This is a genomic window from Streptomyces sp. NBC_01618 (assembly GCF_045209435.1).
Taxonomy (GTDB): domain Bacteria; phylum Actinomycetota; class Actinomycetes; order Streptomycetales; family Streptomycetaceae; genus Streptomyces.
Genome location: NZ_CP109297.1, coordinates 2,442,511 through 2,459,888 on the forward strand (window position 1 = coordinate 2,442,511; position 17,378 = coordinate 2,459,888).

Consider the following 17,378-nt stretch of genomic DNA (forward strand, 5'->3'; position numbering starts at 1 on the left):
GCGCCGCCGCTCCCGAGGAGCGCGCGCCCGCCCCGTGCGCAGGGACGCTGACCTGCATAAACATTCGCTGCTACCCGCACGATCGAAGAGTAAACGCATCCGTGACCCAGATCACACAGGGGCGCCTTTCGGTCGACTGGGTGCAGTTGATACAAATTGGGCCCGCGAGCCCTGTCTGCGACAGCTGCCAGACGCGTGCCCCGCCTCTCCCGCATTTCCCGCATTCCCGCATTGCTTTCGCCTGCCCTCCCTGCCTCCTTCGCCACTTCGGCATGTCTTCAGGAACGCCCATGTCCTCGCGCCCTCGCGCCGCGTGGCCCCTGGTCGCCGTGTTCACCGCCGGTTACCTCGCCGCCTATCTGCTCCCCACCATCGTCGGGCGGCTCTCCGTCCATCTCGGTCTCAGCACCGCCCAGGCCGGTCTGACGGGTAGTGCCCTGCTGCTGAGTTCGGCGACCGCCGGGTTCACGCTGGCGGGCCGGGTCGAGGTGTACGGGCCGCAGAGACCGGCGCGCGTCGGGCTCGTGCTGGCCATGGCGGGGTACGGCTGCGCCGCGCTGGCGAGTTCCGTGCCGCTGGTGGTCATGGGCGCGGTGATCGGCGGTTTCGGTTCCGGTACGGCTACGGCGGTGGCCGCGGCGGGCATCGCCGCCCAGCGCGATCCGCACCGCACCTCGTCGCTCGGTCTGCTGAGCGTCTCCGCGACGGCGGGCGTCCTCTATCTGACGATCCCGCACCTCGGCGGCGGCCACCGGCTGCCGTTCGCCTCGATCGCCCTGGTCGCCCTGCTCGTCTGGCCCGCCACGGCACGGCTCGGCCACGCCGCGACCGGTGGCCCTGCCGCTCCCGTCTCCCGTCGGCTGCCGCACCGCCGCTCCGGCCTGGTGCTGGCGGGCGGCATGCTCGTCTGGTCCATGGCGCAGAACGCCCTGTGGGGCGTCAGCAGCCGGATCGGGGCGGCGCAGGTGGGGCTCTCCGAGGTCACCATCGGCGCGGTGTTCGCCGCCGCGCTCGGTGCGGGGCTGCTCGGGGTGATGGGCGCCGGGGTGCTCGGGGCCAGGCTCGGCCGGGCGGTGCCGATCGGTGCGGGCACTCTGATCATCGCGGCGAGCATCGTGCTGAGCTCGTCCGCCCGGGACCTCGGCTCGTTCGCGACCGGCGAGATCCTGTGGAACACCGTCTACCCGGTGGTCCTGTCGTATCTGATCGGCCTGGCCGCGTCCCTGGACGTACGCGGGCGCTGGGCGGTCCTCGCGGGCTCCGCGTCATCGGTCGGGGTGGCCTGCGGGCCGGTCCTCGGCAGTGTGCTGTCCGAACAGGCCGGGTACCCGGTCATGGGCCTGGTCCTGGGCGCCGTCACGCTCCTGGTCGCGGCCCCGGTCACGGCCGTCGCCCTGCACACCGGTGGCCGTCCGCTGGTGCCGGGATCGGTGCGCCGCCGGGGTGGCGCCCCGGCCGCGCTGCTCGCCGTCACCACCGGGGCCGTGCCCGGCGCCGTACCCAAGTTGGGCGCGCCCGAGCAGGCCGTCACGGAGATCAGCCTGCCCGTGCGCCGCAGGCGCCCGGTCAGGAACGCGTTCCGGACGGCCGGCCCGTCGGGCGGGGCCGGTCAGTCGAACGCGTACGCCTCGACCTCGGACAGGTAGCGCGCCCTGCGCTCCTCGTCGTGGTCGAGGAAGGCCGCCTCGAAGGAGTTGCGGGCCAGCGTGCGCAGCTGCTCCTGGTCCAGGCCGAGCGCCTCGTGGACGGCGTGGAAGGTGTCTCCGACGTAGCCGCCGAAGTAGGCGGGGTCGTCGGAGTTCACCGTGCAGAGCAGCCCGGCGGCCATCATGTCCCGCAGCGGATGCTGTTCCAGGGTGTCGATGGCGCGCAGCCGTACGTTGGACAGCGGGCAGAGGGTGAGCGGTACCCGGTCGGCGACCAGCCGCTTCACCAGGTCCGCGTCCTCCATGCAGCGCAGCCCGTGGTCGATGCGTTCGACGCCGAGGACGTCCAGGGCCTCCCGGATGTACTCGGGCGGGCCCTCCTCGCCGGCGTGGGCGACCTTGCGCAGCCCGAGCGCTCCGGCGGCCTCGTACACCTCGCGGAATTTGACGGGCGGGTGCCCGACCTCCGCCGAGTCGAGGCCGACCGCGCTGATCCGGTGCAGGTACGGCTTCGCGGACTCCAGGGTCCGCAGCGCCGATTCGGCGGACTGGTCGCGCAGGAAGCACATGATCAGCTGGGTGGAGATGCCGTGCTTCTCCTCGCTGCGGTCCAGCGCCCGGCCGAGCCCCTCGACGACGGTGCCGATCGGGACGCCGCGTGCGGTGTGCGCCTGCGGGTCGAAGAAGATCTCGGCGTGCCGGACGCCCTGGGCGGCGGCGCGGGTGAGATACGCGTCGGCGAGCTCCTCGAAGTCCTCCTCGGTCCGGAGCACGGCCATCAGCGCGTAGTACAGATCGAGGAAGGTCTGCAGATCGTCGAAGAGATAGGCGGTGCGGACCTCTTCGGCGTCCGCGTACGGCAGTTGTATGCCGTTGCGTGCGGCGAGCGCGAAGGCCAGCTCGGGTTCGAGGGTTCCCTCGATGTGGAGGTGGAGTTCGGCTTTGGGAAGGTGCACGGGCATTTCACGCTCACAATTGGTGGTATCGATGAGTGTCAGATGTGCCGGGTGGGCACGGGGACCCGGCCGAGGTCCCGGGCGACGGTCAGTTCGCCCTCGAACCCCGCGGCGCGGGCCTGGGTCTCGAAGGCGGCCGGGTCGTCGTACCGCTGCGAGAAGTGGGTCAGTACGAGGTGCCGTACGCCCGCGTCCCTGGCCACCCGGGCTGCCTGACCGGCGGTCAGATGGCCGTGGTCGGCGGCGAGCCGTTCGTCCTCGTCGAGGAAGGTCGACTCGATGACCAGCAGGTCGCATCCCTCGGCGAGCACGTGCACGCCGTCGCAGAGCCTTGTGTCCATGATGAACGCGAACCGCTGACCGCGCCTGCGCTCTGAGACGTCGTCGAGGGTGACGGAGCCGAGGGCGCCCTCGCGCTGGATCCGGCCGACGTCGGGGCCCGTGATGCCGTGTTCGGCGAGTTTCGCGGGGAGCATGCGGCGCCCGTCGGGTTCGACGAGCCGGTAGCCGTACGACTCGACGGGGTGCGAGAGCCGGTGGCTGCTGAGCGTGTACGCGTCCGTGGTGGCGAGCACCCCGTCGGCGGCGACCGGGGCCTCGATCAGCTCGACGGACTCGCGGTAGGCGGTCGCGTACCGCAGCCGCTCGAAGAAGCGTTGTCCGCTCGCCGGGTAGTGCGCGGTGACCGGGTGCGGGACCTGGTCGAGGTTGATCCGCTGGATGACCCCGGCCAGGCCGAGCGAGTGGTCGCCGTGGAAGTGCGTGACGCAGATCCGGTCGATGTCGTGCGCGGCGACGCCCGCCCGCAGCATCTGGCGCTGGGTGCCCTCACCCGGGTCGAAGAGGATGCCCTCGCCGTCCCAGCGCAGCAGATAGCCGTTGTGGTTGCGGTGCCTGGTCGGGACCTGACTGGCGGTGCCGAGGACCACGAGTTCGCGTACGGACACGGTGTGCGACCGACCGTTCTAGCCGGGGGGCCACTGGAGTCCGCGGCCGCCCAGGACGTGCGCGTGCGCGTGGAAGACGGTCTGCCCGGCGCCGGAACCGGTGTTGAGGACGACCCGGTAACCGGTGTCGACGATCTTCTCGTCGGCGGCGACGTTCCCGGCCTCGCGCAGTATGTCGGCGGCGATGGCCGGCTCGGCGGCGGCGAGGGCGGCGGCGTCCGGGTGGTGGACGCGGGGGATGACGAGTACGTGGGTGGGGGCCTGGGGGTTGATGTCCCGGAAGGCGACGGTGGTTTCGGTCTCCCGGACGATGGTTGCCGGGATCTCACCCGAGACGATCTTGCAGAACAGGCAGTCGGGCTGCGGCTCTCCCGCCATGGGGCTGGCTCCTCGGTCGGTGGTGATCGTTGTACGGCATGGTATCGGGACGCCTGCGGCGGGCTCTGTCCCTCCCCGGTTCGGGAAGGGGCGGGCAGGGGAACGGGCCCGCCGCTACGGCGCACCCGCACCCCGCCCCGCACGCCCTTTACGCCCCCGGCCGCTCCGGCGCCCGCTTCGCCGGGGTTTCCGCCAGCGACGCGAGCGCGATCCGGATCGCCTCGTCCAGCTGCGGATCGCGCCCCGCCGCATGGTCCTGCGGCGCCATCACGACCTCGACGTCGGGATCGACCCCGTGGTTCTCCACGCCCCAGCCGTAACCCTCCAACCAGAACGCGTACTTGGGCTGGGTGACCAGCGTCCCGTCCACCAGCCGGTAGCGGCTGTCGATGCCGACGACGCCGCCCCAGGTACGCGTGCCGACCACCGGGCCGATGCGCAGTGCCTTGATCGCGGCGTTCACGATGTCGCCGTCCGAGCCGGAGAACTCGTTGGCGACGGCCACCACCGGGCCGCGCGGCGCGTCTTCCGGGTAGCTGTACGGCTGCATGCCGCGCGGCAGGTCCCAGCCGACGATGCGCCGGGCGAGCTTCTCCACGATCAGCTGCGAGGTGTGGCCGCCGCGGTTCTCCCGGACGTCCACGACCAGCCCCTCGCGGGCCACTTCGAGCCGCAGATCGCGGTGGAGCTGCGCCCAGCCGGAGCCGACCATGTCGGGGACGTGGAGGTAGCCGAGGCGGCCGCCGGAGTGCTCGTGGACGTAGGCCCGCCGGTCGGCGACCCACGCGTGGTAGCGCAGCGCCTCCTCGTCGGCGACCGGCACGACGACGACATGGCGCGGGTCGCCGCCGTCCACCGGTGAGACGGTCAGCTCGACCGGTTTCCCGGCGGAACCGGTGAGCAGCGGTCCGGGCCCGGCCATCGGGTCGACCGGATGGCCGTCGACGGCGAGGATCGCGTCGCCGACGCGCACCGCCACGCCGGGTGCGGCGAGCGGCGAACGGGCCGCCGGGTCGGAGGTTTCGGACGGCAGGATCCGGTCGACGCGCCAACTCCCCTCGCCCGTACGGGAGATGTCCGCGCCGAGCAGACCCTGCCGGGCGGAGTCGTCACGCCAGCCGCCGGGCGGTGTCACATAGGCGTGCGAGGTGCCGAGCTCGCCCTGCACCTCCCACAGCAGGTCCATCAGGTCGTCGTGGGTGGCGACCCGCTCCAACACCGGGCGGTAGCGGTCCAGGACTCCGTCCCAGTCGATGCCGCCCATGTCGGGGCGCCAGAAGTTGTCCCGCATGATGCGCCCGGCCTCGTCGTACATCTGCCGCCACTCGGCGGCCGGTTCGAGGGTCCGGCGGATCCTGGAGAGGTCGACGGTGACGCTGTCGCTGCTGCCGTCGTGGTCGTCGTCACCGGCCGGGACGCGGCTGTCGGACGGTACGACGCGCAGCTTGCCCCGGGTCCGCAGGGCGATCCGCCGGCCGTCGCCGCTGACCTCGAACCCGCCGACGTCGGAGGCGAGTTCCTCGCGGCGCAGCTTCTCCAGGTCGTACCGTTCGAGGACGGTCTCGGGCCGGTGGGCGTCCGGCGTGGCACCGCTCGTGCCGAGCACTCCGGTCACCGGGTGGTTCAGCCACAGCAGTCCGTCCTTCGCGGCGCGCAGCGTGGAGTAGCTGGCGGCCTCGACGGGCAGCGGCACGATCCGGTCGGCGAGCCCTTCGAGGTCGATGCGGGTGACGGGCAGCGCGGTCGGGTTGTCCTCGCCGTCGCCGCTCTTCTCCTTCTCGGTGGGGCGGCCGTGGCGCTGCGGTCCGAACGGGGAGGGCGTGGTGGCGGCGAGCGTCAGCAGATGCGGACGGCAGGCACCGATGAACGCCAGGTCGAAGACGTGGGCGTCGTAGATCGGGTCGAAGGACCGCTCGGAGAGGAACGCGAGGTGCTTGCCGTCGGTGGTGAACGCCGGGGAGAAGTCCCGGAAGCGCAGCGGGGTGGCCTCGGCGACCGACAGGTCGGCGACGTGGGCGAGCTTGAGCTGCCTGAGCGGTTCGGGCCCGGGGTGCGACCAGGCGAGCCAGGAGGAGTCGGGCGAGAAGACGAGGCCGGAGGCGTCGCCGTGTTCGCTGCGGTCCACCTCGTGGACCTCGCCGCTCTCCCGCTCGACGATCAGTACCCGCCCGTCGTGCGCGGCGACGGCGAACCGGCTGCCGTCCGGGGCCGCGGCGAGGTCGAGGACCCTGCCGATGCGGCCCGCGGCGAGGCGGCGCGGCACGGAGCCCGGTGCGGTGCCGGTGGCGGGTGCGCACTCCAGGGCGTCGTCGCCCTCGGCGTCGGTGACCCAGACGACGTGCTGGTCGCCGTCGGCCTGGAAGGCGCGGGGCATGCGCGCCCGCACCCCCGGTTCGACGGCGAGCGCGCGGGCCGGGCCCTCGCGGTGGGTGACCCAGTGGACGGCGCCGCGCGTCCCGACCGCGCTGCCGCGGCCCGTGCGGTCCGGGGACGCGGCGTCGAGGTGGCTGTCGGCGTGCACGGGGTGGGGCTGGAGGTCGGCGCGCTGGCCGCCGAGCAGGACGTCGAGGCGGCGGGGCGCGGCGCCTTCGAGGTCGTCCAGCAGCCAAAGCTCACCGGCCGAGGCGTAGCAGACGCGGGTGCCGTCGGTGGTCGCGTGGCGGGCGTAGAAGCCGTCGGCCTCGGTGTGACGGCGCAGGTCCGAGCCGTCGGGGAGCGAGGAGTAGAGCGCGCCGACGCCCTCGTGGTCGGAGAGGAACGCCACGCGGTCACCGACCCACATCGGGCATTCGATGTTCCCGTCGAGGTCTTCGTGCAGCCGGACGAACTCCGCCGGGCCGTCGGCCGCGCCCTCTGCCGCGATCCACAGCTTGCCCGCGGTGCCGCCCCGGTAGCGCTTCCACGTGGCGGCCTCGCGCCCCATGGTGGCCGAGAGCAGCAGGACCCGTCCGCCGGGCCCGTACGCGAGGGAGCCGACCGGCCCGTACGGCAGGGTCCGCGCGGGCCCGCCGTCGACCGGGACGGCCCTGGCCCAGCTTCGCCGCAGCGATGCCTGCCCCTGGGTGCTGATGACGAGTACGTCGCCCTCGGGCGTCCAGCCGCGTACGGAGGTCCGCGCGTCGCCCCAGTACGTGAGCCGCTCGGAGGGGCCGCCGTCGACCGGTGCGACGTGCACTTCGGGCGCCCCGTCCCGGGTGGATGTCCAGGCGATGCGCGTTCCGTCGGGCGATATCCGCGGGTTGGTGACGGGTCGGTTGTCGGCGCTGACACGCCAGGCTCGGCCGCCGTCCAGCGGCGCCAGCCAGACATCGTCCTCGGCGGTGAAGGCGATCGAATCGCCCTGGACATGGGGGTATCGGAGGTAAGCAGGCTGCGTCACATCGATCACCCTAGGCCGCGGGCGTGCTCCGCGGAACCGAGTTGGCCGGAGTCCACCGGGTGGTTCGGTGCCCGCCACACTCATTTGCCCCGGAACGATTCGGTCACCGTCACCGTCACCGTCACCGTCGGCCGTGCGGTGCCGCTGCCGCCGCCGAGAGGCGGGTTCACCGCGCCGGTCGACGGGGCGGCGTTGCAGTTGCCCAGCACAGCTGCCCGGAAGACGACCTTCCCGCCGGCCTTCGCGGTCAGGTCGCCCCGCACGCACTGCCCGTCGAGCTCCTGGGTCACGGTGCCGTTGACCCTGATGTCCTTGCCGTCCTTGGTCCTTCCGGTGCAGTCGACGTCCGCGATCCGGCGCGCGGAGGCGGCGGGCGACGCGCCCGCGGTCGGCCCCGCGCCGGTATCGGCCGTGCAGTTGAGCCACTGGACTTGGACCCCGTCGCTCTCCAGGGCGCTGGTCGCGGTCCGGTCGGTGGTCACGGCGATGGATACGGAGTTCAGCCCGCCCACGGGCTCACAGGCCACCACACCGGCGGCCGCCGCACCCGCGAGCGCGGACGCGGCCAGAAAGCGACGGGTCCTTCTCCGACCCCATGCCCTTGATGTCCCCATACGGGCAGCTTCCCACCGTTCCCCCACGGAACGGTAGACGGCTTGCGGCCATACCGGAGTTGGCGCCGGAGCGCGGGGGGCTCACGACCAGCGGCCGGTGCGCCCCAGCAGCAGTGCCGTCGCCGCCGTGCCCGCCGTCGAGGTGCGCAGGACGGACGTGCCGAGCCGGCAGGTGCGGGCGCCCGCCGAGGCGAAGATCGCCAGTTCGTCCGGTGACACACCGCCCTCGGGGCCGACGACCAGCACGATCTCGCCCTGGGTGGGGAGTTGGACGGTGGCCAGCGGCTCGCTGTCGTGCTCCCGGTCCTCGTGCAGGACGGCGGCGAAGTCCGCCGTGGCCAGCAGCGCGGCGACCTGCTTGGTCGTCATCGCGTCGGCCACCTCCGGGAAGCGCACCCGGCGCGACTGTTTGCCGGCCTCCCGGGCGGTGTTGCGCCATTTCGCCAGGGACTTGAGGCCGCGGTCGCCCTTCCACTGCGTGATGCAGCGCGAGGCCTGCCAGGGCACGATCGCGTCGACACCCGTCTCCGTCGTCGTCTCGACCGCGAGCTCGCCGCGGTCGCCCTTGGGCAGCGCCTGGACGACGGTGATACGGGGCGTGGGCCGCGGCTCCTCGCGGACCGTCACCAGGTCCATGACCACGAGCCGGTCCTTGCCCTCGGCGGCCCTGACGACCCCTTGCGTCCACCGGCCGTGGCCGTCCGTCAGCACGACGTCCTCACCGGCGCGCAGCCGCTTGACCGATACGGCGTGCCGTCCCTCGGATCCCTCCAGGACGAACTCGGGCCCGCCCGGGACCTGTTCGACGACGAAGACGGGTGCGGTCACTGCGTACTCCCTGTGTTCACGGCCGTCCGTGCGGCGTCCAGTTCCTCGACGAGCAGTTCGATCAGCCGGCCGGCGGGCAGCTCGCGGGCCAGCCGGTGCCCCTGGCCCGCCCACAGCGCCATGCCCTGGGCGTCGCCCGCCCTGGCCGCCGCCTTGCGCAGACCGGCGGTCAGACAGTGGACCTGCGGATAGGCGGCGGGGGCGTACGGGCCGTGCTCGCGCATGAAGCGGTTGACCAGGCCGCGGGCCGGGCGGCCGGAGAAGGCCCGGGTCAGGGCGGTCCGTACGAACAGCGGGTTGGTCAGCGCCTGTTTGTGCAGCAGATTCGCCCCGGACTCGGGGCAGACGAGGAACGCCGTGCCGAGCTGCGCCGCCGCCGCGCCCGCGGCGAGCACCGCCGTGATCTGGGAGCCGCGCATCAGCCCGCCCGCGGCGATGATCGGCACCTGTACGGTCTCGCGGACCTGGGCCACCAGGGAGAGGACTCCGATCCCCGTGCCGTCGGTCTGCGGGTCGTCACGATGGGTGGACTGGTGGCCGCCGGCCTCTATGCCCTGGACGCAGACCGCGTCGGCGCCCGCCCACTGGGCGGCCTGGGCCTCCTCGGGCGTGGTGACCGTCACGACGGTGTACGTGCCGACCGCGGCGAACGCGTCGAGGGTGTCCCGGGTCGGGCAGCCGAAGGTGAACGAGACGGCCGGGACCGGGTCCTCCAGGAGGATCGCGAGTTTGGCGTCGTAGTTGTCGTCGCCACCGGAGTCCGGGTCGCCGAGCGGCGTCTCGTACCAGGTGGCCTCACCGGCGAGTTGGTGCCGGTACACCTCGACGGCGCTCGGATCGGCGAGTGCGGGCTGCGGCATGAAGAGATTGACGCCGAAGGGCCGGCCGGTCAGCCCGCGCAGCTGCTTGATCTCGTGGTACATGCCGTCCGCCGTCTTGTACCCGGCGGCGAGGAAGCCGAGACCGCCCGCTTCGGCGACGGCCGCGACGAGCTGCGGACAGGAGACACCCCCTGCCATCGGGGCCTGCACGATCGGATACCGGCAGAGATCGGTCAACACGGATGACATGACCGCATCGTGTCACGTCCCGCACACCTCGGCGTGCCCAGCCCCAGGTCCTCTTTGTCCTTAAATCTGTCCCCGTACGCCGGACGGCTCGGCAAGCGAGCCCGTTCGGCGTACGGGGACGGTAGGCAAGGGCAGGGACCGTCACCGGCCGTTGAAGGCGTCCTTCAGACGGGAGAACAGCCCCTGCTGCCCGGGCTGGAACTGGCCGGTGGGCCGCTCCTCGCCGCGCAGCTTCGCGAGGTCCCGCAGCAGTCGTTCCTGTTCCGGGTCCAGCTTGGTCGGGGTCATGACCTCGACGTGCACGATCAGATCGCCGCGCCCGCCGCCCCGCAGATGCGTGATGCCGCGGCCGTGCAGCGGGACCGACTGGCCCGACTGCGTACCGGGCCGGATGTCGACCTCCTCCAGGCCGTCGAGCGTCTCCAGCGGCACCTTGGTGCCGAGCGCGCCCGCCGTCATGGGGATGGTGACCGTGCAGTGCAGATCGTCGCCGCGGCGCTGGAACACCGAGTGCGGCAGCTCGTGGATCTCCACGTACAGGTCGCCGGCCGGGCCGCCGCCGGGGCCGACCTCGCCCTCGCCCGCGAGCTGGATGCGGGTGCCGTTGTCGACACCGGCAGGGATCTTCACGGTGAGCGTGCGCCTGGACCGGATGCGGCCGTCGCCGGCGCACTCCGGGCACGGGGTCGGCACGACCGTACCGAAGCCCTGGCACTGCGGGCAGGGCCGCGAGGTCATGACCTGGCCGAGGAAGGACCGGGTGACCTGGGAGACCTCACCGCGGCCGCGGCACATGTCACAGGTCTGTGCGGAGGTGCCGGGTGCGGCGCCCTCGCCGTTGCAGGTCGCACAGACGACCGCCGTGTCGACCTGGATGTCCTTCGTGGTGCCGAACGCGGCCTCGGCGAGATCGATCTCCAGCCGGATCATCGCGTCCTGGCCGCGCCGGGTGCGCGAACGGGGTCCGCGCTGCGACGACGTACCGAAGAACGCGTCCATGATGTCGGAGAAGTTGCCGAAGCCACCCTGTCCGAATCCGCCCGCGCCACCGCCACCGCCGCCGGAGGCGGACAGCGGGTCGCCGCCGAGGTCGTAGACCTGCTTCTTCTGCGCGTCCGACAACACCTCGTAGGCGGCGTTGATCTCCTTGAACCGCTCCTGGGTCTTCGGATCGGGGTTCACATCCGGATGCAGCTCGCGAGCGAGCCGCCGGAATGCCTTCTTGATCTCATCCTGAGATGCGTCGCGGCGCACGCCGAGTACGGCGTAGTAGTCCGTGGCCACTTACGACTCCGCCAGGATCTGTCCGACGTAACGTGCCACTGCGCGTACCGCTCCCATCGTTCCGGGGTAGTCCATGCGGGTCGGTCCGACCACGCCGAGTTTGGCGACTGCCTCGTCGCCCGAACCGTAGCCGACCGCGACGACGGACGTGGAGTTGAGCCCCTCGTGGGCGTTCTCGTGCCCGATTCGTACGGTCATGCCTGAGTCCTTGGCCTCGCCGAGCAGCTTCAGCAGCACGACCTGCTCCTCCAGTGCCTCCAGCACCGGCCGGATCATCACCGGGAAGTCGTGCCCGAAGCGGGTGAGGTTGGAGGTGCCGCCGATCATCAGCCGCTCCTCCGTCTCCTCGACGAGGGTTTCGAGCAGGGTGGAGAGCACGGTGGAGACCGTTCCCCGGTCCTCGCTCTCGAACGAGTCCGGCAGATCCTGCACCAGCTGCGGGACATCCGCGAAGCGGCGCCCGACAACCCGGCTGTTGAGCCGGGCCCGCAGATCGGCGAGAGACGTCTCACCGAACGGGGCGGGACAGTCGATCATGCGCTGCTCGACCCGGCCGGTGTCCGTGATCAGCACGAGCATCAGCCGGGCGGACGCCAGCGACAGCAGCTCCACATGCCGCACCGTGGACCGGGTCAGCGAGGGGTACTGCACGATGGCGACCTGCCGGGTCAGCTGCGCGAGCAGCCGTACGGTACGGCCCACGACGTCGTCGAGGTCGACCGCACCGTCGAGGAAGTTGTGAATGGCACGGCGTTCCGGCGACGAGAGGGGCTTGACGCCCGCGAGCTTGTCGACGAAGAGCCGGTAGCCCTTGTCCGTCGGGATGCGTCCCGCACTGGTGTGGGGCTGGGCGATGAAGCCCTCGTCCTCCAGCACCGCCATGTCGTTGCGGACGGTGGCCGGGGAGACCCCCAGCTTGTGCCGCTCGGTGAGCGCCTTGGAACCCACGGGCTCCTCGGTGCCGACATAGTCCTGGACGATGGCGCGCAGCACTTCGAGTCTGCGTTCGCTGAGCATCGCGCACACCTCCAGCTGTGTTCCTCGTGGTTCTCGGGCCGTTCCTGGTTCATTCCCAGGAAACCGCCTGGCACTCTGTCGTCGCGAGTGCCAGCAATCCCCCCGCAAGTGTACGGCGGCCGAGTGGGGGCCTAGCAAGGGCGACCGGCCACGCTACCCCGAGACCGCGCAGGTCGTTGCCGATAGCGTCGCTGCATGGATGCCTCTTGGGAAGAGTTCGGCTGGGAGCGACTCGGTCACGGAATGGGCCGTCGGCGCCTTCCCGGATGGGATGCGACCGTCGCGCTGGTGGCCGGAGCGGAGGGAGTTCTGCTCTACGACACCGGATCGACCCTCCGCGAGGGCGCCGAAGTGCGGGCTCAAGCACAGGCCCTGCTCGGCCGCAAGGTGACGCATATCGCACTCAGCCACCCGCACTTCGACCACGTACTGGGCACCGCGGCCTTCTCCGCCGCCCAGGTGTACGGGGCGGTCGGCATGGCCGGCCTGCTGAAGTCCGGGGCGGACTCCCTGTACGCCTCCGCGGTACGCCACGGGGTGCCCGAGCATGACGCGGCGGAGGCCACCGGCGTCGTGGTGGCGCCGCACCACGAGGTGTGCGGCGAGTGGACGCTCGATCTGGGGGGCGGCCGCCAGGTGCTGCTGGCGAACGTGGGCCCCGCCCACAGCGGCCACGACCTGGCCGTGCTCGTGCCCGGTTCCCCCGCGGTGGTGCTCTGCGGGGACCTGGTCGAGGAGTCCGGCGAACCGCAGGCGGGCCGGGACGCGGTCCCGTCGCGCTGGCCGGCCGCGCTGGACCGGCTGCTGGAACTCGGGGGCGAGGACGCGGTGTACGTGCCGGGGCACGGGGCGGTGGTGGACGCGGCGTTCGTCAGGGGGCAGCGGGACCGGCTGGCCGCCCTCTTCGGCGTGTCGTGACCGGTTCCCGTCCTATCGTCTTCCGATGCGCAGCTACCAGCCGGACCTGACCCCGCCGTGGAAGAGGTCCGCCCCCGTTCCCGAGGTCCCCGCCGAGCCCGATCTGGTCGTGGAGGAGGTCTCCACCGGATTCTGCGGTGCGGTGATCCGCTGTGAGAAGACGGCCCAGGGACCGACGGTGACCCTGGAGGACCGTTTCGGCAAGCACCGGGTGTTCCCGATGGAGCCGCGCGGCTTCCTGCTGGAGGGCCGGGTGGTCACGCTCGTACGTCCGTCGGCCGCCGCGCCCGTGCGCCCGGCGCGCACGGCCTCGGGCTCGGTCGCGGTCCCCGGGGCGCGCGCCCGGGTCGCGCGGGCGGGCCGGATCTATGTGGAGGGCCGGCACGACGCGGAACTGGTCGAGCGGGTCTGGGGCGACGATCTGCGGATCGAGGGCGTGGTCGTCGAATACCTGGAAGGCGTCGACGACCTCCCGGCCGTCGTGCGCGAGTTCTCCCCCGGCCCGGACGCCAGGCTGGGCGTCCTGGTCGACCACCTCGTTCCCGGCTCCAAGGAGTCCCGGATCGCGGAGCAGGTCTCGGACGCGAACGTGCTGGTGGTCGGCCACCCCTACGTCGACGTGTGGGAGGCGGTGAAGCCGTCGTCCGTGGGGATCGCCGCCTGGCCGGTGATCCCGCGCGGCCAGGACTGGAAGACGGGCGTGTGCCGCGCGCTGGGCTGGGAGGAGAACACGGGCGCGGCCTGGCAGCGGATCCTGTCCACGGTGCGCTCGTACCGGGATCTGGAGCCGGCCCTGCTGGGCTCCGTGGAACACCTGATCGACTTCGTGACGGCCCCCGAGTAACCAGCCGACAGCCCTCCGGCGATCGAGGAGCGAAATCAAGCCCCTCCGGCGATTGAGGAGCGAGGGTCCGGGGCAGAGCCCCCGGTTACGGGAAGGGGTGCGGGCGGGGGAACAAGCCCGCCGCAGGCGCACCCCCGCCCCGCACCACCCTCAGTCCACCAGATCCCGCACCACCGCATCCGCCAGCAACCGCCCCCGCAGGGTCAGCACCGCCCGCCCCCGCTCGTACGGACCGGACTCCAGGAGCCCGTCCGCCAGGGCGCGGCGGGAAGCGGCCAGCCCGGCCGGTGCCAGCAGCGACAACGGGCACCCGTCCTGGAGCCGGAGCTCCAGCAGGATCCGCTCCACTCGCCGGTCCTCCTCGGAGAGGATCTCGCGCCCGGCCCCCGGCGACCGCCCCTCGGCCAGCGCCTGCGCGTACGCCCCCGGATGCTTCACGTTCCACCAGCGCACCCCGCCGACATGGCTGTGCGCCCCGGGACCGGCGCCCCACCAGTCGGCGCCCCGCCAGTACAGCTCGTTGTGCAGGCACCGGCCCTCGGGCGTACGGGACCAGTTCGACACCTCGTACCAGGAGAAGCCCGCCGCGGCCATCGCCTCGTCCGCGATCAGGTACCGGTCCGCGTGGGCGTCGTCATCGGTCATCGGGATCTCGCCGCGCCGGATCCGCCGGGCCAGCTGCGTGCCCTCCTCGACGATCAGCGCGTACGCCGACACGTGGTCCGGCCCCGCGCCGATCGCCGCGTCCAGCGAGGCCCGCCAGTCGTCGTCGGACTCCCCGGGCGTTCCGTAGATCAGATCGAGGTTGACGTGCTCGAAGCCCGCCTCCCGCGCCTCGGCGACGCATGCCTCGGGCCGGCCCGGCGTGTGCGTGCGGTCCAGGATCTTCAGCACGTGCTGCCGGGCGCTCTGCATCCCGAACGAGACCCGGTTGAAGCCGCCCTCGCGCAGCTCGGCCAGGTACGCCGGACCGACGGATTCCGGGTTGGCCTCGGTGGTGATCTCGGCGTCGTCCGCGAGCCCGAACTCCTCGCGGATCGCGCCCAGCATCCGTACGAGATCCGCGGCGGCCAGCAGGGTGGGAGTGCCGCCGCCGACGAAGACCGTACGGACCGGACGCGGATCGTCGCCGAGGACCTTGCGGGCCTGGCGGACCTCGCCGATCAGGTGGGCGGCGTAGTTGTCCCGGGAGGCCAGCGCACCGCCCGAGCCGCGCAGCTCGGTGGCGGTGTAGGTGTTGAAGTCGCAGTAGCCGCAGCGGGTCGCGCAGTAGGGCACATGCAGGTAGAAGCCGAGCGGCCGGTCGGCGGCGCCTTCCAGGGCATGGCGGGGCAGCGCCCCGTCGTCGGGTACGGGTTCACCATCGGGCAGTACGGAAGGCATACCGCCCATTGTCGCTCGCCGCCGGGGAACCCCGGGCCACGTCCATGATCACGGAAGCCGACCGTCCGTCTCCGGACGCGGGCCGGGTGAGGCCCGGCGCCCGCCCCGGCCGCCCGGCCTCACCCGGCCTGCAGCACCAGCAGCGCCAGATCGTCGTCGGGCGGCCGCTCGGCGAATTCATGCACGGACCGCTTGATGCGGTCCGCGATCCCGTCCGCCGACAGCCCGGCGCAGTCGGCCAGCGCCCGGGCCAGACCGTCCCCGTCGTCGAACATCAGCGCTCCGGAGCGCCGTTCCGTCACGCCGTCCGTGACGCACAGCAGGCTGTCGCCCGGTGCCAGGTCGAAGCTCTGGCTCTCGTACGCCACGTCGTCGAAGATCCCGAGCAGCATCTGCGGCTCGGCGGCCGGGCACACCTCGCCGTCTGGCCGCAGCAGCAGCGGCAGCGGGTGGCCGGCGCTGGCCACGGTGCAGCGCACGCCGCCGTCGGGCAGCGGCACCAGTTCCCCGTACAGCAGGGAGAGGAAGCGGGACTGTCCGGTGTCCGCCGTCTGCTGGCCGCCCGCCGCGGCCACCATGAGCGCGGCCGCCTCGGCGGCCTCCATCGCATCGTCGAGGAGCAGCCGGTTGAGCCGGTCCAGCACCTCGCCGACGCCGAAACCCTCCCGGGCCAGCAGCCGCAGCCAGGGCCGGGCCAGGCCGGTGACGACGGCGGCTTCGGGGCCGCTGCCCTGGACGTCGCCGAGGACGAAGCACCAGCGGTCGCCGGGGCACGGGAAAATGTCGTAGAAGTCTCCGCCGACGACCCCGTCGTCGCTGGGTTCGTACACCAGTGAGCTGGTGACGCCGGGTATGTCGGCGACCTTGCTGGGCAGCAGCGCGCGTTGCAGGATGCGGCTGATGGTGGCCTGGCGGGTGTAGGCGCGGGCGGCGCCGACGGCGAGGCCGACACGGCGTACGAAGTCCTCGATCAGGGCGGTCACTTCGTCGGGGACGCGTGCGGCGCCCTCGCGGCCGAGGAGTACGGCGCCGAGGGTCCGGCCGCCCGAGGTGATCCGGTAGGCGAGCGCGGACTCGGGGCGCTCGTCGGCCTTCTCGCCGTCCTCCTCCACCCCGGGCCAGGGCAGCGAGACGGGGCCGGTGCCCACCCGCTCGGGCAGCCGGATCGGGTCCTGTTCCAGCAGCGTGCGCAGCTGCCCGGTCTCGGCCTCGTCGCGGTGCCAGACGCTGGCGAGCCGGGGCACTGCCGCGGGACCGCCGTTCTCGGGTTCGAGCCAGATCGCGCACCAGTCGGCGAGTCTGGGCACCAGTAACTGTCCGGCGAGCGCCGCCACGATGTCCTCGTCGAGCTGGCCGGCGAGCAGGTCCGAGGCCTCGGCGAGGAACGAGAGCGCGCCGCGGCCCGCCCAGTCCGCGCCGTCGCGCAGGGCCCGCCGGGCGCTGGGTGCGAGCAGTTCGGCGGCGCGCAGTCCCTGCTGGAATCCGGGCTCGGTGGACGGTTCGGGGAACGGATTCCAGTCGTCGACGGGGAGCCGGGCCCAGACGGTCTTGAGGCCGGTGCGGTACGTGATGCCCCAGCGCTCGGCGAGGGTGCCGACGAGCTGGAGTCCGCGACCGTACTCGGCGGGATCGGCGGAGCCGGTGGTGACCCCGCTCTCCGCCGCGTCGGCCGGGCCGCCGTCCTTGGAACTTTCGCTGCGCACGGCGCGGGCCGGGTGGTGGTCGGAGACCTCCAGCACCAGGGCCGCGGCCTCGTCCTCGGTGGCCTCCTCCAGCCGGCACAGCAGCTCGACGTTGGTCCCGGCGTGCACGACCGCGTTGGTGACCAGCTCGCTGACGACGACCGCCGCGTCGTCGACCAGCCGCTCGCTGAAGCCCACGGCCGCCGGCAGTCCGAGCCCGCTCCATTCGGTGAGCGCCGCCTCGACGAACCGGCGGCCGGCGGAGGGTGCGAGGAGGTTTCCGGGCAGGGACGTACGGGCGACGGGCCTTGCGTCCGCATGACCGACGGTGATGCCGGGACGTTCAACGATGTCCCGCTGCAAGGGAATGGGCCCCACGGTGCAGCTCCTGACCTGTTCGCGCTCTGTCTGTTCTCGTTCTGTCTGACTGTT

General features: G+C 72.4%; 14 protein-coding genes. 3 read left to right on the forward strand and 11 right to left on the reverse strand.

Annotation, left to right across the window (positions count from 1 at the left end; translation table 11 throughout):
• Positions 1–290: 290 nt before the first annotated feature.
• Entirely contained in the window at positions 291–1,646 is a 1,356-nt protein-coding gene (locus tag OH735_RS11590) for an MFS transporter (protein ID WP_406381293.1), read from the forward strand.
• Here OH735_RS11590 and OH735_RS11595 read toward each other — a convergent pair.
• The 9 genes from OH735_RS11595 to hrcA all read right to left on the reverse strand — a co-directional run bounded on the left by OH735_RS11595 (position 1,610) and on the right by hrcA (position 12,119).
• Positions 1,610–2,602, reverse strand: a complete 993-nt coding sequence (locus OH735_RS11595; RefSeq protein WP_406381294.1) for an adenosine deaminase — start codon at positions 2,600–2,602, stop codon at positions 1,610–1,612. The genes OH735_RS11590 and OH735_RS11595 overlap by 37 nt on opposite strands.
• A 38-nt stretch (positions 2,603–2,640) precedes the next feature.
• Complete coding sequence (locus OH735_RS11600; RefSeq protein ID WP_406381295.1) at positions 2,641–3,549, reverse strand: ribonuclease Z; 909 nt, start codon at positions 3,547–3,549, stop codon at positions 2,641–2,643.
• A gap of 18 nt (positions 3,550–3,567) precedes the next feature.
• Positions 3,568–3,927 carry a histidine triad nucleotide-binding protein gene (locus OH735_RS11605; protein ID WP_383756312.1) on the reverse strand — a complete coding sequence of 120 codons (360 nt, stop codon included), beginning with the start codon at positions 3,925–3,927 and terminating at the stop codon, positions 3,568–3,570.
• 148 nt (positions 3,928–4,075) lie between these two features.
• Positions 4,076–7,306: a S41 family peptidase gene (locus OH735_RS11610; RefSeq protein WP_406381296.1), complete on the reverse strand. Its 3,231-nt coding sequence runs from the start codon at positions 7,304–7,306 to the stop codon at positions 4,076–4,078.
• A gap of 80 nt (positions 7,307–7,386) precedes the next feature.
• On the reverse strand, positions 7,387–7,920 hold the full coding sequence (locus OH735_RS11615) for a hypothetical protein (protein WP_406381297.1): 534 nt from the start codon (positions 7,918–7,920) through the stop codon (positions 7,387–7,389).
• Between the two features lie 81 nt (positions 7,921–8,001).
• Complete coding sequence (locus tag OH735_RS11620; RefSeq protein ID WP_406381298.1) at positions 8,002–8,748, reverse strand: 16S rRNA (uracil(1498)-N(3))-methyltransferase; 747 nt, start codon at positions 8,746–8,748, stop codon at positions 8,002–8,004.
• Entirely contained in the window at positions 8,745–9,818 is a 1,074-nt protein-coding gene (locus tag OH735_RS11625) for a nitronate monooxygenase (RefSeq protein WP_406381299.1), read from the reverse strand. Before OH735_RS11625 ends, OH735_RS11620 begins: the two co-directional genes overlap by 4 nt.
• 141 nt (positions 9,819–9,959) lie before the next feature.
• Complete coding sequence (gene dnaJ, locus OH735_RS11630; protein WP_406381300.1) at positions 9,960–11,102, reverse strand: molecular chaperone DnaJ; 1,143 nt, start codon at positions 11,100–11,102, stop codon at positions 9,960–9,962.
• A complete protein-coding gene (hrcA, locus tag OH735_RS11635) occupies positions 11,103–12,119 on the reverse strand; it encodes a heat-inducible transcriptional repressor HrcA (RefSeq protein WP_266746133.1) in 1,017 nt (338 codons plus the stop codon).
• Positions 12,120–12,314: 195 nt separating this feature from the next.
• On the opposite strand from hrcA, the gene OH735_RS11640 reads away from it, so the two are divergent.
• Both OH735_RS11640 and OH735_RS11645 read left to right on the forward strand, forming a co-directional pair.
• The gene (locus tag OH735_RS11640; protein WP_406381301.1) at positions 12,315–13,037 is read left to right on the forward strand and encodes an MBL fold metallo-hydrolase; all 723 of its coding nucleotides are present in this window, start codon (positions 12,315–12,317) and stop codon (positions 13,035–13,037) included.
• A gap of 25 nt (positions 13,038–13,062) precedes the next feature.
• Positions 13,063–13,881 carry a DUF3097 domain-containing protein gene (locus OH735_RS11645; protein WP_406381302.1) on the forward strand — a complete coding sequence of 273 codons (819 nt, stop codon included), beginning with the start codon at positions 13,063–13,065 and terminating at the stop codon, positions 13,879–13,881.
• Positions 13,882–14,031: 150 nt separating this feature from the next.
• Here the strand turns inward: OH735_RS11645 and hemW are convergent, their stop codons facing one another.
• Together hemW and OH735_RS11655 are read right to left on the reverse strand one after the other, a co-directional pair.
• A complete protein-coding gene (hemW, locus tag OH735_RS11650; protein WP_406381303.1) occupies positions 14,032–15,273 on the reverse strand; it encodes a radical SAM family heme chaperone HemW in 1,242 nt (413 codons plus the stop codon).
• A gap of 110 nt (positions 15,274–15,383) precedes the next feature.
• Entirely contained in the window at positions 15,384–17,309 is a 1,926-nt protein-coding gene (locus tag OH735_RS11655; protein ID WP_406386527.1) for a SpoIIE family protein phosphatase, read from the reverse strand.
• Between the last annotated feature and the right edge of the window lie 69 nt (positions 17,310–17,378).

Coding starts and splice junctions, on each gene's coding strand:
- OH735_RS11605 (WP_383756312.1), bottom strand. CDS start 3,927: ATGGCGGGAGAGCCGCAGCCCGACTGCCTGTTCTGCAAGATCGTCTCG.
- hrcA (WP_266746133.1), bottom strand. CDS start 12,119: ATGCTCAGCGAACGCAGACTCGAAGTGCTGCGCGCCATCGTCCAGGAC.
- OH735_RS11590 (WP_406381293.1), top strand. CDS start 291: ATGTCCTCGCGCCCTCGCGCCGCGTGGCCCCTGGTCGCCGTGTTCACC.
- OH735_RS11625 (WP_406381299.1), bottom strand. CDS start 9,818: ATGTCATCCGTGTTGACCGATCTCTGCCGGTATCCGATCGTGCAGGCC.
- OH735_RS11645 (WP_406381302.1), top strand. CDS start 13,063: ATGCGCAGCTACCAGCCGGACCTGACCCCGCCGTGGAAGAGGTCCGCC.
- hemW (WP_406381303.1), bottom strand. CDS start 15,273: ATGGGCGGTATGCCTTCCGTACTGCCCGATGGTGAACCCGTACCCGAC.
- OH735_RS11640 (WP_406381301.1), top strand. CDS start 12,315: ATGGATGCCTCTTGGGAAGAGTTCGGCTGGGAGCGACTCGGTCACGGA.
- OH735_RS11615 (WP_406381297.1), bottom strand. CDS start 7,920: ATGGGGACATCAAGGGCATGGGGTCGGAGAAGGACCCGTCGCTTTCTG.